The 15074-nt window shown below is 36.7% G+C and carries 17 protein-coding genes; 10 read left to right on the forward strand and 7 right to left on the reverse strand.

Going from position 1 to position 15074, the window contains the following annotated elements:
- From OQH61_RS03480 to aspA, 3 genes are all read right to left on the reverse strand, one after another.
- Nucleotides 1-1075 (reverse strand): cache domain-containing protein (locus OQH61_RS03480; RefSeq protein ID WP_266025903.1); only part of this gene is annotated, 1075 nt, incomplete at its 3' end.
- A gap of 170 nt (nt 1076-1245) precedes the next feature.
- A complete protein-coding gene (locus tag OQH61_RS03485) occupies nt 1246-1434 on the reverse strand; it encodes a hypothetical protein (protein ID WP_266025904.1) in 189 nt (62 codons plus the stop codon).
- Nucleotides 1435-1503: 69 nt separating this feature from the next.
- Nucleotides 1504-2943, reverse strand: coding sequence for an aspartate ammonia-lyase (gene aspA, locus OQH61_RS03490; RefSeq protein WP_266025905.1), 1440 nt, complete (start codon nt 2941-2943; stop codon nt 1504-1506).
- Between the two features lie 193 nt (nt 2944-3136).
- On the opposite strand from aspA, the gene OQH61_RS03495 reads away from it, so the two are divergent.
- The 6 genes from OQH61_RS03495 to OQH61_RS03520 are packed head-to-tail and all read left to right on the forward strand — an operon-like array spanning nt 3137 to nt 9553.
- Complete coding sequence (locus tag OQH61_RS03495; protein WP_266025906.1) at nt 3137-5200, forward strand: TonB-dependent receptor; 2064 nt, start codon at nt 3137-3139, stop codon at nt 5198-5200.
- A 30-nt stretch (nt 5201-5230) separates the two neighbouring features.
- Entirely contained in the window at nt 5231-6337 is a 1107-nt protein-coding gene (locus tag OQH61_RS03500) for an ABC transporter substrate-binding protein (RefSeq protein WP_266025907.1), read from the forward strand.
- A 41-nt stretch (nt 6338-6378) separates the two neighbouring features.
- Nucleotides 6379-7122 carry a class I SAM-dependent methyltransferase gene (locus OQH61_RS03505; protein WP_266025908.1) on the forward strand — a complete coding sequence of 248 codons (744 nt, stop codon included), beginning with the start codon at nt 6379-6381 and terminating at the stop codon, nt 7120-7122.
- A gap of 40 nt (nt 7123-7162) precedes the next feature.
- On the forward strand, nt 7163-8161 hold the full coding sequence (locus OQH61_RS03510) for a FecCD family ABC transporter permease (protein WP_266025909.1): 999 nt from the start codon (nt 7163-7165) through the stop codon (nt 8159-8161).
- Nucleotides 8154-8918: an ABC transporter ATP-binding protein gene (locus tag OQH61_RS03515; protein WP_266025910.1), complete on the forward strand. Its 765-nt coding sequence runs from the start codon at nt 8154-8156 to the stop codon at nt 8916-8918. Before OQH61_RS03510 ends, OQH61_RS03515 begins: the two co-directional genes overlap by 8 nt.
- The gene (locus OQH61_RS03520; protein WP_266025911.1) at nt 8903-9553 is read left to right on the forward strand and encodes a hypothetical protein; all 651 of its coding nucleotides are present in this window, start codon (nt 8903-8905) and stop codon (nt 9551-9553) included. The genes OQH61_RS03515 and OQH61_RS03520 overlap by 16 nt, the downstream gene beginning before the upstream one ends.
- A 12-nt stretch (nt 9554-9565) precedes the next feature.
- Here OQH61_RS03520 and OQH61_RS03525 read toward each other — a convergent pair whose 3' ends face one another.
- Complete coding sequence (locus OQH61_RS03525; protein WP_266025912.1) at nt 9566-11761, reverse strand: TonB-dependent receptor domain-containing protein; 2196 nt, start codon at nt 11759-11761, stop codon at nt 9566-9568.
- Between the two features lie 239 nt (nt 11762-12000).
- Here OQH61_RS03525 and OQH61_RS03530 point away from each other — a divergent pair, with 239 nt between their 5' ends.
- Together OQH61_RS03530 and OQH61_RS03535 are read left to right on the forward strand one after the other, a co-directional pair.
- Nucleotides 12001-12177 carry a hypothetical protein gene (locus tag OQH61_RS03530; RefSeq protein ID WP_266025913.1) on the forward strand — a complete coding sequence of 59 codons (177 nt, stop codon included), beginning with the start codon at nt 12001-12003 and terminating at the stop codon, nt 12175-12177.
- 236 nt (nt 12178-12413) lie between these two features.
- Nucleotides 12414-12563, forward strand: coding sequence for a hypothetical protein (locus tag OQH61_RS03535; RefSeq protein ID WP_266025914.1), 150 nt, complete (start codon nt 12414-12416; stop codon nt 12561-12563).
- Between the two features lie 29 nt (nt 12564-12592).
- Here OQH61_RS03535 and OQH61_RS03540 read toward each other — a convergent pair whose 3' ends face one another.
- The 3 genes from OQH61_RS03540 to OQH61_RS03550 are packed head-to-tail and all read right to left on the reverse strand — an operon-like array spanning nt 12593 to nt 13429.
- Entirely contained in the window at nt 12593-12859 is a 267-nt protein-coding gene (locus OQH61_RS03540) for a hypothetical protein (RefSeq protein ID WP_266025916.1), read from the reverse strand.
- A gap of 21 nt (nt 12860-12880) precedes the next feature.
- On the reverse strand, nt 12881-13228 hold the full coding sequence (locus tag OQH61_RS03545; protein ID WP_266025917.1) for a hypothetical protein: 348 nt from the start codon (nt 13226-13228) through the stop codon (nt 12881-12883).
- Nucleotides 13229-13279: 51 nt separating this feature from the next.
- Nucleotides 13280-13429: a hypothetical protein gene (locus tag OQH61_RS03550; protein WP_266025918.1), complete on the reverse strand. Its 150-nt coding sequence runs from the start codon at nt 13427-13429 to the stop codon at nt 13280-13282.
- Nucleotides 13430-13620: 191 nt separating this feature from the next.
- Here OQH61_RS03550 and OQH61_RS03555 point away from each other — a divergent pair, with 191 nt between their 5' ends.
- Together OQH61_RS03555 and OQH61_RS03560 are read left to right on the forward strand one after the other, a co-directional pair.
- Nucleotides 13621-13791 carry a hypothetical protein gene (locus OQH61_RS03555; protein WP_266025919.1) on the forward strand — a complete coding sequence of 57 codons (171 nt, stop codon included), beginning with the start codon at nt 13621-13623 and terminating at the stop codon, nt 13789-13791.
- 225 nt (nt 13792-14016) lie between these two features.
- Nucleotides 14017-14193 carry a hypothetical protein gene (locus OQH61_RS03560; RefSeq protein ID WP_266025920.1) on the forward strand — a complete coding sequence of 59 codons (177 nt, stop codon included), beginning with the start codon at nt 14017-14019 and terminating at the stop codon, nt 14191-14193.
- The last annotated feature ends 881 nt before the right edge of the window (nt 14194-15074 follow it).

Here is a 15074-nt window from a genome sequence, read left to right on the forward strand (position 1 = left end):
GTTCGTGATTTAAGAAAGAAAAGAAAGAGGTAAGCGTGCGTAGAATTGATTGTATGCGTTTTGCTACGGAAATCCGAAGATAGAGTATTGTCCCTATGACGATAATTAATATCGTGGCTATGCTACACATTATAATAACCCATAAAAGTTTTATCAGAGATTGAGTAATAGACTTGCTAGGAATATATGATAAAGCACTCCAATATTTTCCGCCTTCTTTGAGTGGGGCAACAGAATGCATACCGATAACTCCCTCTAGTCCAGCAGCAGTGCGATAAGGAAAGATACCATTTTTACCTTCTTTGGCTGCCATAGCGATATTTTTTGCTTCTTGTGTGGGAACAATATCAACAAGCTTTTTGCCTATAAATTGAGGGTTTTGATTTACAAGAATAACGCCACTTTCATCAATAACAAAACGTTGGTCGTTTGTAAAAACCCGCGCTTCATCACTTAATAAAGGTGCGCCAAGTGTGCCAAAATCAACAAAGCAGCCCAAAGCACCTATGACCTCGCCATTTTTATTGTGGATAGGAACAGCAAAACCCTGCACAAAGTATTCTTTATTTTGAAAAGTGATTGATGTAGCAGACGATAAACTTGGTTTATTATTTGTAATAGCATCTTGAATAGATTCAAAATTTTTTATTGAATCTTCGGCTTTAATTAAATGTGCTTTCTTTCCTCTTTCCCCATTTTCTTCTGCAAGTAGGATAACTTCCCCTTTATCTGCGAGTGTGGTATATAAATACGCGTATTTTATGTTATCCACATTGTTTGGAATCCCGACAATAATATCTCTGAGATCTTCAATATTGACTACTTTTCTTTCCATTTGAGCGTTAATAATCGTGGCGTTAATAGATAGCGCGTCTAGTATCTCTGAAGCGACACTTTCTAGTAATGTGCCATATCGGTAAGAAGCTTGATGCAAGATTCTGTAACTTTCTTCTTCTAAAGTATTCTTTGAAGTGAGGATAATACAAGTTGCTAAAACACATACACAAACAATAACAAGCAAAGCAATCGCAAATGCGACTTTTGCTCCAATATTTAAACGAGAAAATAAATTCATTATTTACCTTTTATATTTATATAATGTTCAAAAAAATAATTTCATTAGGATAGCAAGAAGTTATTTGAGAATCAAGAGTGGGTAAAAATATTTTTACCTAATGTCAAAATAGTAACAAAAAATTAATGAATCATTATTACACAGGATAAAAAGCAGCCTGTGTAAAAAATTTAGGCAAAAAATGGAGCAACTAGAAAACCCAATCCTACCGCGAATATTATTGCAAGTGTGCCGGGCACAACAACGCCTAATCTTCCTGTATAGTCTGTTGCCATACCTCTTAATCGGATACCTAAAAAATTGCTCCAAATAGCACGGCTACTTGTAAAATCAGCGCTATTGTATCCATTAATAGTCATTATTTTTCATCAATAGCTCATTTATAGGGCTACACTTTCCTTAAATTGCTTCCTGCCAAAACCTAGAGGCTACGCAAAAGGCGAATTTTTTTGGAATTTTGCTCTATCTTCAGCACTCATATGTGGATTAAGCATATTTTTAGGTTGGAATATTTCATTGAGCTGCTCTTCGCTAAGAAGTTTTCTCTCTAGTGCAATATCTTTGACAGGTTTGCCTGTTTGCAAAGATTCTTTAGCGATTGATGCAGAATTTTCATAGCCAATATAAGGATTAAGCGCTGTAACAATGCCAATACTATTATAAACAAAATCACTGCATACCTTTTCATTCGCAGTGATACCATCAATACATTTACTCGCAAGGGTGAGCATAGCATTTCTCATCATAGAGATAGAGTTAAAGAGCCCATACGCAATCACAGGTTCAAATACATTAAGTTGCAGTTGTCCGCCCTCGCTAGCAAAGCTTACGGTTACATCATTGCCAATAACCGCATAGCATACTTGATTCACCACTTCGGGAATCACAGGATTGACTTTGCCCGGCATAATAGAGCTTCCGGGCTGCATTTTGGGGAGATTGATTTCATTCAGTCCTGCTCTTGGTCCCGAGCTAAGTAATCGTAAGTCATTGCAGACTTTGGAGAGTTTCACAGCTACTCTTTTAAGCACCCCGCTCACTTGCACATATGCACCCGTATCTTGTGTGGCTTCAATAAGGTCATCTGCAGTTTTAAATGGGTGTCCTGTAACTTCGCAAAGCTTCCTTTGGACAATTTTGGGATAATCAGGGTGTGAGTTTATACCTGTGCCAATGGCTGTTCCGCCCATATTAATTTCAGTTATAAGGCTTCTCGCTTCAAGCACACGCGCAATATCTTCGCCCATCATTACTGCAAAAGTATGAAACTCCTGCCCCAAAGTCATAGGCACAGCATCTTGGAGTTGAGTGCGCCCCATTTTAAGCACATCTTTAAATTCTTGAGATTTTTTATGAAAAGAAGTTTTAAGCACTTCCATATCTTTGGCAAGAGCAGAAAGTTCATCATAGAGAGCTACGTGAATGGCAGTAGGATAGGAATCATTTGTAGATTGTGAGAGATTGACGTGGTCATTTGGGTGGCAGTATTGATACTCACCTTTTTTATGCCCCATAATTTCTAGTGCTAAGTTTGCTATTACTTCGTTCGTATTCATATTTGTGCTTGTTCCTGCACCGCCTTGAAGCATATCTACTACAAATTGCTCTCTTAACTCACCTGCGATGAGTCTATCGCACGCCTTGCAAATCGCCTCTTTTTTTTGTTCATCTAGCAATTTAAGTTCATAATTTGCCAAAGCTGCTGCTTTTTTCACTTGTGCAAAAGCCTTGATAAAGCTTGGATAGCCACTTAATTTATCGCCTGTAATATTAAAATTTTGTAATGCTCTAAAAGTTTGCACCCCATAATACATATCATCGGCGATTTCAAGCTCACCGATAAAATCGTGTTCTATTCTAGTCCCCATTGTAGCTCCTTTGAGTTAGTACATAATGCGTTATCGCTGATAACTGCCAAGAATTATATACCCTCAAAATTAAAACTCATCTGAATATACATCAATAATTAACGATAATGATTTCATTATATAAAAATTTATATATCATTAAGATTTATTCATATATAATACGATATATATAATTTTATAGAATGGAGGGGAGATGAAAAGTTTATGGCACACAATGGCAAATACAAGTTTTGCATTAAGTTGTTGTCTAGGGGGGGGGCTATACGCAAATGAAGTTTATGATTTAGGGCGCATAGAAATCTCAAGTAAAAAAGTAGATAGTAATGCTACTTTAGGCATTATCACAAGCAAAGATATTGCAAATACCGCTTCAAATGATGTAGCAGCTGCACTTCGTTATACACCCGGTGTGTTTTATCAGCCACCAGCAGCAGGGCGAGGAGAGCCTACACTTGGCATACGCGGATATTCTACGATTCATATAGGAATGTTTATTGATGGAATCCCTGTGCATAGCGTTTATGATAGGCAGAGTGATTGGAGTCAGTTGAGTTCCTTTAGTATTTCAGAGATTAATGTGAGCAAGGGCTACACAAGCCCCATTTATGGCGTGAATACACTCGGTGGCGCAGTGAATATCATCACTTCTAAACCTAAAGATAAGCTGGAACTTACCGCGAAATATAATTTCATCAGCAATAATGAGAATCAAGCCGCCCTCTCCTTTGGTAGCAATGTGGGCAAAGTGTATTATCAGCTAAGCTACACCCTTACCGATAGAGATTCTCTGTCCCTCTCATCAAAGTTTAAAACTACGCAGCTTCAACCTACTAAAGATAAAGTCAATTCAAATTATAAAAATCACACTTTGCGTGCGAAACTAGGCTTTGAGCTAAATGAGAATCACGAATACTCGGTGAATTTTATCTACCAAAAGGGTGAGAAAGGCGGTATGATGGACGCAAATGGCACAAGCACGAATTGGTGGAATTGGCCCAACTATGACAAAATCACCGCCTATATCTTGGGCAATTCTACATTTAATGATGTTATCTCGCTCAATTCTAAGCTCTACTATGATAGCTTTGATAATAGATTAAAAGTCATTGGTGCTTGGAATGGGAGTAGTATTTTAAGCACTACTTGGGCAAGTTCAAGTGTCAGTCCAAACCAACCTTATATTTCGCATTATGATGATTATTCTTTAGGGCTTATAGAGACATTAAGTTTTGATTTTGATGAAAGCAAAAATCTCAAAGTGGGATTAAATCTCAAGCAAGACAATCATAATAACACCTTAACGCGTTGGAATACAAGTAATACTTTCACAAGGAGTGATGATAAACTAAAAGACATTTCTACTTCACTCTTTGCCGAATACGCCCATACTTTGAATGATACTTTTCGCCTTGCCATAAATGGTAGCTATGATAGAAATGATATGCTTAAAGTGCTGCTTGAGAATGTAGAGGATAAAACTTATAGCATTTATGGCTGGACTTTACAGGGTATCGTGTATGCCAATGCAGGAGATTACACGAGATTACACGCCAATATCGGGAGAAAATCTAAGCTTTTAACCCTCAAAGAGCGATATAGCTCAATGTGGGGCAATCGTGTGGCTAATCCAAATTTGCAAAATGAGAGTGCGATAAATTATGAACTCGGCGTAGATGTTGAGATTGAATCCACAAAAATAAGCCTTGCAGGATTCTATAATGATTTAAACAATATGCTTATCTCTGTTAATGCAGGGAATAATAACTGCCCAGCAGGGAGCAATTGTGTGAAGCTTGATAATGTCAAAGAGGGCTATTCTTATGGTGTAGAATTCGCTTTCAAGCAAGGATTCTTAGATGAAAAAATTGTCTTAAATGCGAATTATACTTATGTAGAGCGCAAAACTTCAAATGCTTCAGGCTCAAGTTTTGGTGTTGATGGGAGTAGAATCTTAGATTATCCTAATCATATCGCTAATACCACACTTGTGATTTCGTCTATGAAGCAATTTGATGTCATCGGTTTGGCGACATTTCAAAGTAAGCAGTGGTATGGCATAGGTTCTCGGCGAGCTATAACAAGTTATGGACAAAATAATGACATTTTTCTCCTTGATGTAAAGGCAAATTATCGCCCCATAGAATCTCTACAATTCTCTTTGGGAGCATATAACCTCCTTGATAGAAACTACTTCTATGGCAGTGGCTACTATATGGCTGGGCGTAGGATTATGGCTGAAGTGAAATATAGATTCTAAAAGTTTAATCTTAAATATAAAGGAGTAACAATGCGTTTTCTTATTTTTAGTATAGGCTTTGCTCTTGCACTGCTTTTAAGTGCGTGTGGAGACAAAGAGAGTAAGGCAGCAAATCAAGAGGTGGAGCAAGCACGACACGAATCTCAAGAATCTATATCAAATGAGGGTGGAGAGAGTACTACTGCTTCTCTAGCAGATACATCTTCTTGTGAGCTAAAAGCCTTTGGTGCTTCACCGCCTTTGAGTGTGCTTTTAGAAATTTTATGTCCTAAGTGTATGATAGGGCTAAATTATAAGCCTTATCCCGAAGATGTGCCATTTATGCCTGATAATGTGGTAAATCTCCCTATATTGGGGCATATAGGGAATAATTCCCTCTCTTTTGAGGAGATTGCAACACTTAAGCCCGATGTGATGTTTTTTAGTGAGCAAACTTTAGATTCTATCCTAGAGCCTTATGTCAATATCGGCATTGAGGTAGTGAAAGTGCCAACTGATGATTATATCCAAGCTATCAAAGTATATGCGGAGGCTTTAGGCAAAGATAAAATATGTGGAGAGGATATTCATACTCGCTCCTCAAATCTCATAAGATTTATAGAAAGAAGCAATGCGATGCTTGGAGCAATAGCATCTCAACTTAGCGAAGATACTGCAAATAAGCGTCCAAGCGTGTATTTCGCACAAGGCTTTGATGGGCTTAAAACACAATGTGGCAAGAACGACAAAAAAGATTTGGCTTATAAAATTGGCGGGATAAATGTGATAGATTGCGAGATTCTAAGCACAGAGCAACAAGCAGGGATTGACTTTGAACTTCTAGCAAAGCTCAATCCACAAGTGATTTTTGTGCGTGAATTGCCTTTATTTAAGGAGCTAAGCGAGAATCCAAATGAGAAGTGGAACGCCCTAGAGGCTATATCACAAAAAAGATTCTATTATGCGCCTTCAACGCCAAGTAATTGGCTTATGCGTCCATCAAGCATAATGCAGAGCATAGGGCTGATATGGGCAGCCAACAAGCTTCACCCAAATCTTATCAGTAATGAAGAGGCAAAGATTTACACCCAAGAGTTTTTTTCAGACTTTCTTAAGCCCTTAAGCGATGAGGAATACGCTAGAATACAGGGATTATAGAATCTAGATTCTATACATATCAAGGTGTATAAAGGAGATGTATGCAAAAACATTTGTGGGACAAAAAGGCGCAGACTTTTCCTCGCTTTGTCAAAGACACAGAGGATACCTTAGAGATACTTGCGTTTTTTAAAAATGAGGGCGTGAGATTTGCTCATAAAAGGGTGCTTGATATTGGAGCAGGAAATGGGCGATTTGGTCTGCAAATTGCCTTTGAGGCAGCAAAACTTTATGCAACTGATATTTCAAAAGTGATGCTTGATAATCTCCAAATAGATGCACAAAGTTTGGGCTTAAAGAATGTAAGCACTCTTTTAAGTGCGTGGGAAGATGTTGATATAGAATCTTTGGGAGAGATTGATATTGCCTTTGCTTCTATGACACCTGCACTTAATAACCTTGCAGGATTCATAAAAGCTATTAATGCTTCAAAGGAGGGTTTATGTTATGTAGGCTGGGGGAGAGTGAGAGAAAGCGCATTTTTAGATGAGATTTTTGCAGCGCATTATATCAAGGTTGAGCTTCCTGTGGGGTTGCCTCAAGCTTTGCAATGGCTCAAAGAGCTAGGATATAAAGAGCCTACATATTGTTATAAAGAGGCGGCATATACTTATAAATCAGACATACAAAAAGCCATAAATGACATAAAATGGCATATTTGTATGCATCAAGGTGAGCCAGATGAAGAGAAAATCAAAGCCTATCTGGATAAAAAGCAAGTCAATGGATATGTGAGCTATGAGCAAAAACGTGAAGTAGGGATTTGCTTTATTCCACGCGTTTAAGCATATATTAAACGATGATTGAAATGATGTAGGGGCAAAAATGAGAAAAAAGATATTTTTTCTTTGCGGCGTATTCGCGCTTCTTGTGTGTGCTTGTATTATCGCTTTAGGGCTTGGGCGATTTGATATTGCATATAGCGATATGTTTGCCCTTGTGAGAGAATATTTTGAGAATTCAAGTAAAAGTATAGATTCTATCATTTTTGTAGAGGAGCGACTAAGGCGCATTATTGCAGCCTTATGTGTGGGTGGGGCTTTGGCACTAAGTGGCGCACTCTATCAAGGTATTATTGGGAATCCTCTCGTAAGCCCGAGTATTCTTGGAGTGCTTAATGGAGCAAGTTTTGGCGCAGCTTTGGGTATGGTGCTAGGCTTTGGGATTTTGGGTATTGAGGCTTTATGCTTTGTCTTTGGTATTGTCGCAATGAGTGTTTCTGTATGTCTTGCTCATCTTTTTGATAAGAGTATGAGCATTTTAATGCTTATACTTGGTGGTATGGTAAGTGCTGCGTTTTTTGGTGCGGGAGTGAGTGCATTAAAGCTTTTAGCTGACCCTTATAATACCTTGCCAAATATCGTATTTTGGTTGATGGGTTCGCTTAGCTCTGTGCAGAGTCTCCCTTTGGCATTGCTTTGTGCGATATTTGTTGTTGGTTGTTTTTTGAGCGTGATTCTCGCCTCACGCATTGATTTACTTAATCTTGATGAAGAAAGCGCAATGAGTTTGGGCATAAATGTTAAATACGCACGATTGCTTTTTGTGTTGCTTGCTACGCTTTTAGCGAGTGCTTCTGTGGCTGTTGGGGGGCTTATTGGCTGGGTTGGGCTTATCTGTCCTCATATTGCGCGTTTTGTTATAGGGGCAAATCATCGCTTTATGCTACCATTTTGTATTCTTTTTGGTGCATTATTTTTGCTTGTGTGCGATAGCTTAGCGCGAAGTGCATTAAGCACAGAAATTCCGCTAGGCATTGTGAGTGCGGTTGTGGGGATTCCTATTTTTGTGGCTCTTTTGGCACAGAGGGCAAAAAATGTCTAAACCATTTTTAAGAGTGAGTAATCTTACCCTTTTATATCCTAAGTCTCCCGCTTTACCTTTGCTCAATAACATAAGCTTTGAAATAGCTCAAGGTGAGATTCTCTGTGTGCTAGGACCAAATGGCAGTGGCAAAAGCACACTTTTAAGAACGCTTTTAGGGGGCTTTGCCTATCGTGGAGAGATTATTATACAAGGTGCAAATGCGAGGGATTTCAGTGCCAAGCAAAGAGCGAAGTTTCTAAGCTATGTCCCACAAAATTATCATATCAGCTTCCCTTATAGTGCGCTTGAAGTGGTGCTTATGGGGAGATTTAACCATAATCGTTTATTGTATTCAAAATCTGATAAGCATAAGGCTCTCAAAGCCTTAGCAATGCTAGAGATTGAACATCTCGCATACAGCTCTTATCCTACGCTAAGCGGCGGACAAAAGCAACTTGTGCTTATTGCGCGCTCCTTAGCTCAAGAGAGTGAAATTATTTTGCTTGATGAGATGACAAGTGCGCTTGATATGTCCCATAGCTTTGCGTTATTAAAGATTCTCAAAAGTATTCAAAAAAGCATTATCCTCACTTCGCATCACCCCGAGCAGTGCTATATCGCGGATAAAATTGCTTTGCTAAAAGACGCGCAGCTTTTGTGCTATGGGGGTAGAGAAAATGTATTAACAGAAAGCTATATACAAAAACTCTATGGCATAGAATCTTTGAAAGTGCCTTTGCCAAATGGCGGAGTGTATTTTTGCCCAAAAATATAGAACACAAATCCCCTCATCGCTTTTCTATGATTGTGAGCTTTTGCCTTTGCAGTGCGCTTTATGCGCTTATGGTTATAGGGTATAACTATGCAAGTGCGCATTTTAAGACTGCTGGAGAGGCGCAAAAAATCTATCTACTCTCCTTGCAATATTTTAATAATGATGCGGGTGAAGATTCTAAGGCAATAGATAAAAAGCAAAAAGACAAGAGTAAAACATTGAAAAGCAAAAAAGCACAGAGCAAAACTCTATCAAAGAAACTTGCAAGTAAAGATGAGACTTTGTTGGAGAGTGCGCAAGAATCTGCTATCAATCAAACTCAAAGTGTGCAATCTCGCTCAAGTAATGTGGCGGAGGTAGATTCATATATGAAATATGTCTATACGCTTATTGCTAAGGCTTCTATGCGTCAAAGTGTTTTAAAACATACGACAACAAAGGGAGAAGTGAGCCTTATCTTTAGTATTGATATGCAAGGAGGCATACACGATATTCATATACATAAAAGATCTCAAGATTCGCATATTGATGAGGTGGCAATATCCACGATAAAGAGTATAGAAAAGGAGCTAAAAAAGCCAAGCAAGGAATACACGATGAGTGTAACGCTTGGCATTGGTAATAATAAAAGATAAGAATCTAAGACATTAAAAATCAAGTGTGATATTTGCCCAATATCTGCGCCCCTCTTGAATCATCGCGCCGTGCATATTGACATTCCCATTACTACTACCATAAGTATAATTTCTAAAATCAATAAAGTTTGTATCAAAGAGATTATACACGCCGCCATTTAAGCGGATAGATTCTGTAATTTTATAGCCCAAGCCGAGATTGACAATCGTATAAGGCTTATAGTATGTGCCTCCAAGTGTATTTCTAATGGCTGTTGCTTGTGATGAATCACCTAAAGCACTTGTATTCAGCAAACCTGCTTTGTGCTGTCCTTGCAGGTAGATATTGAATTTATTGTGTGTATAAGAGAGTTTGGAGACGATATTATGTTTTGCCACACTTGAGAGAGGTCTGCCTTTATTGCTCCCTGAAGTAATTTCAGAATCCACAAAAGTATAAGCCACATCAAAGCCTACGCCATAAATAGGTTTAATGCCAAAGCTAGATTCTATGCCTTGAGAGAACGCGCTATCGGCATTGATAGCTAAACTACACTGAGTACTACTTCCTCCATAATTATTGCAAGTAATCTCATAAAACGCACCTTGTGCATTTTTATTCACTCGTGTGCTTTCAATTTTATCTTTAAAGTTTGAGCGGAAAAACATTAAAGAAAAATCAATATATTTTCCATCAAAAATCGTGCCTATTTCATAGCTCACTGAAGTTTCTGGTTTCAAGTTAGGATTACCCAAAAAAGCAAGAGTGCCTTGACTTCCATAGCCATAGACAGCGTCAATGAGCTGATTAGCATAAGGAGCTTTATATCCTGTGGCTACCCCGCCTTTAAGCGCAAAGCCATCAAGAATCTCATATACAAGATATGCGCGTGGGCTGACATTTGAGCCGAATTTATCATTATAATTATATCTTGCCCCAAGTGTGAAAGTGAGCGGCTCAAAGATATTGTATTCATCTTCGGCAAAGAGTGCGAAAGTATTGCGATTATGACTTGCAGGAGTTGCAGCTAAATCATAATAATTCTCAAAGCGATATTCTGCACCCACATTTAAAATATTACTCTCTCCCAAAGGAAGCAAAAGCCGCGTATCAGCGATAACATCATTAGAGGCAATATCTCTGTTTTTACCAAGATTTGGAGAACTTGTTTTCCCTGCGACAAGTCGCCCTGTATTATTTGTGCGCATAAATTGTAGAGTGTTTTTCCAAGTCCCAAAATCATAAGAGCCTTTATGTCCAATAGCCCCAAGAATCTTATCTACACCCACTTCTTTTTCATAACCACCCCTACCTGATGAAGTATTTACACCAAGTGTGCCTATTTCTCCCTTGCGATTATCATAGGTTGATGTCGTGTAATCTACATCAGCATAGAGCATATTTTTGCTATCAGGTAGCCAAGTGAGCCGTGTGCCGACATTGAGCAATGAAAATTTTGTGCCGAAGAAAGTATTGACATCTTGCCCTAAGTCATTTTTAGGTCTATCACTTGGATTTCTGTGAATCTGTCGCACCCTAAAGGTTAGCCCTAAATGCTTTGTAAGCCCACCCTGTGTCCAAAGTGAGTTTTGATAAGTATTGCCAAAAGTAGAAGATTCTGGCACAATGATTTGAGATTGAAATGATGTGTGCCATTTCTCTGTAATGGGCTTAGTAACGATATTGACAACACCGCCTATTGCATCACTTCCATAGAGTGTGCTCATAGGTCCTTTGATAACCTCAATGCGCTCAATCGCACCCATTGGAGGGATAAAGGTATTATATACGCCAACGCCTAAGTTCGCAGTAGCTACATCGCCACTAGGATTTTGCCTTAAGCCATCAACCAAAAAAAGTGTATAGCCAGAGGGCATACCACGAATAGAAATAGCCGAAGCACCGAGTTTGTTTGAAGTTTCATCAAGACTTACGCCGGGCACTTCTTTAAGGGCTTCGCCTAAGTCTCTATAAGGTTTTTGCTCTAGTTCTTCTTTGGTGATGATATTTACAGACGCTGGAGCATCAACTACATTTTTCTCGCTCCCTGAAGCGGCGGTAACGACAGATTTTTGTAATTTGACATTGCGCGTTGCGCTTGGAGATTGCACTTGCTTTGCGGATTCTGTGATTTGAGAAGTTTCATTTCTTATCTCATCGGCATAGGCACAAAGGGATAAAAAGTAGATTATCCCCCCCCCCAATAGTATTCTACTTATTGTTCTCATTTTATTTCCTTTTATATAAAAGTATTTATAAACTGAAAGCGAAATTATAAATATACAAAACTTAAAATAAAATTTATTATAGGAATAATTACTAAAATATATAAAATAGAGTTGAGGAGAGTGATGTTGTTGAGAAATTTTGATTCTATTTTTTAGATGATTTGCATTCTTCAAATGCTTTAATATGTGTTGCATTTCTTGTTGTATAAGTATTATATATTCGTGCATAGGAGGATACATTGAAAGCAATATTACTTTTATTTATTCCTTTTTTGTTTTTGAGTTGTGCGCTCCCACCTGACAGAGAGCCTTATGCAGATTGTAGAAAGACGCACGCACTTGATTTTTGTAATTGGTGGGACGCACCACAAAAAAATGCGTTTGGCTCAAGTGAGGCAGGATATAGGGATAGGTGAAAAACCTTTCTTTGATTTGCTTACCCGATGTTTTAGCCGCTTTTTAAATTCTTTTATGGTAAAATGAAAGCCTCTATTGATAGGTTGTGTATAATAATGCTCTTGTATGAGATAAAGAGGGTAATCTGCCTTTATTTTTACCTCGTTATAGGGTTGAGACAGGATAAGCTGGTGGCTGATAGCTTTGATAAACTAAAGCAGAGTTTGGAATGAGCGAATTTTAAAAAAGGGTCAAAATGAAATATGCAATAGTTTTAATAGCATTATTTTATGCAGGGTGTGCTAACTGCGGAGATTTATGTATGAGTGCGACACAGGGTGCAGCATTTGGCGTGGGAGCAGGAATAGGTGCTGGAGCGATGAGCGCTGTATTAGGGGGCAACTAAAGTTTAGCCGCTTTTTAAATTCTTTTATGCTAAAATGCTACACCTCCCAAATACTCCTTTTTTTGCAAAGATAATCTAGCATATTGTTTTTTTGTTATTTCTAATTGTTTCTCTGTTTCTTTTAAATCAGCACATACTTTTTCATATTCACTTTGATTTTTAGCTATTTCTATATCAATAGATTCTATATCAAACAATTTCATTAGCTTAGTCTCTTTATTGTTTGATTGAGAATCTTCAACAATAGGTTCTATATTTTCTTGCTCTTGTGTTTCTATTTGTATTACATCATTCATTTTTATTACGCTGTAGGCATTTTATTTTTTATTTGTTACAACAAATGATATTTGAAATTTACCATCGTCTCTTAAATGATAATCATTCGTTTTCACATTTAAATAAAAAACACTGACTTTTCTTTTAAACTCATTCATAAATTTTGTAAAAAAATCGTGCATATCATTTCCATTATACACTCCTTCAACACCAACAATTAATATATCATCATTTTTTTTATTTATATCACACTTTAATGTTTTAATTTTATTCATATTTGAACCTAGAATACTTGTTACTAATGCCTTGATTTTATCTTTGTATCTTTCTATCTTTGCATCAACCCTAACAAATTTTTCACCCTTATAAGTTACATACTTTGGATTCATTAATGCCCCTTCGTTTTAGTTTGTAAATTATAACACATTTCTATTTTATTTTTACAAATAATTACCCGCATACGATTCTTGCCATTGCGCTGCTCTTGCAGATTTATCTTGTAATTCTCTTACATTTTCTTTTTTGACTTCTTCTTTGCGCTCTGCCTCTACATTATCTCTTTGTGCTTTAGCAATGGCTTTGTCTTCCAAAATCTTATTCCAAGTATCAACATAATGTGCATTACCAAATATGTCTCTAGTTTGTGTATTGAGTGCCGTTTTAGCCGCTTTTTAAATTCTTTTATGCTAAAATTTTCCTTTTTGTATCATAATGGCTCTATGAGTAGAAAAGAGAAAATAAAGGCAATGATTGATTTTTACAAAGCTATGATAATGCCTTTATGACTGCCTTGTTTGGTGTGCTAAGCTATACTTTTATGCACTATAAAGACTTTTTAATGCAAGAAACGATTATTGTCATTGTTTGCGTTATCAGTATTTTGTCAGTTCTCTTTGTATTTGTAAAACTCTTTTTAAGAGAAATTAATAAACTTGAAAAGGAGAAAGAATAATGGGTTTTCTTGCTCTTATTGTAGCGTTTATAGCTTTTTTTGGATTTACCACATACTTGATTTATAAACTTTCTAAAGTTACACAATAGGGGATAACGCTATTATTGTGCTTCGCACTTTGCGTTGTTTTAGCCGCTTATTAAATTCTTTATATGATAAAATATAGCGTAATGTTTATGCAGGCAATCGGACAACATTTAAATACCACAGCATAAAGGAGCAGAAATGAAATTCGCGGCATTCTTAGCCATTGTATTAATATGGGTATTGATAGGAGTAAATTGGGTAAAAACAACTGAAAGAACACAATGTAAAAAAGATATTTTGAGACCGAATGATGCCCTTAGCAACGGAATAGATGCTCTTTTTGATTGCTGGGGCAAATCATACAACAAGGAGTAATAATGGGAATGTTAGATATATGCTTATTAGTATTGGGCAGTATAGTTGCTTTTAGAGTTATACTTATATTCTATAAAAAATGGGAAAAGGAGGACTAGATTATGAAGTTTGTAAGATTATGGACAAAAATTGTTTTTAAAGCAAAGTTTAAGCTTGGAAGTGTTTTAAAAATTTGGTCGCCATAATAAACGCTTTTTTCTTAAAATAAAATTAAACTCATTTATCCCTTAAAAAATTTCTTGTTGCTCTTACTTAGAATCTTCTTAGCCTTTTTTCAATATTCATATCTTTTTTAATCACTTACCTTACGCATTTTTTAAGTTTTTGGAAATTATTTTCCACCCTTTATTAGATTTATATATAAGGGAAAAGATAGAATTATTTATTTCACTAGAAATTAAGATTTTAAGTAAAAAAGAAAAGCTTTGAAATTATAAAATCTCATTTGTTTTAAGTGTGAGAGAAATTGCTTTCAAGTGAGGTATGCAAAAGAGTTTCTTTGTTTTATATTCTACTAAAGGATTTATGAGTTAGTTCCTAAAATTGCTTCTAAGATTAAACAACATAAGTTCCTATTTTGTCTTAAATTGCTTTGAAGTGAATTTTAAAGTGCTTGCAAAGAGAAAAAAGAATAGAATTTGAGTGATGAGAAGTAAAGATTTTAAAGAAAAAAATTTGCTATAAAGTGAAATAAGTTTTGTTCTAAAGTGAGAGAGGTTTGCTCTTAAGAAATTTAAGTTTGATTTTTAGATTTATAAACTCTTTTTTTGTCTATGTTTTTTTTGAATTGAGATTATGTGTTTTTGCCGCACTTGAGTATAAATTTTTTTGCAATCTTTCCTAAAAATTGTCATATAATGATAATTTTGCTATAATTCCGC

The sequence above is a fragment of the Helicobacter sp. MIT 21-1697 genome, assembly GCF_026241255.1.
In the GTDB taxonomy this organism is placed as follows: domain Bacteria; phylum Campylobacterota; class Campylobacteria; order Campylobacterales; family Helicobacteraceae; genus Helicobacter_C.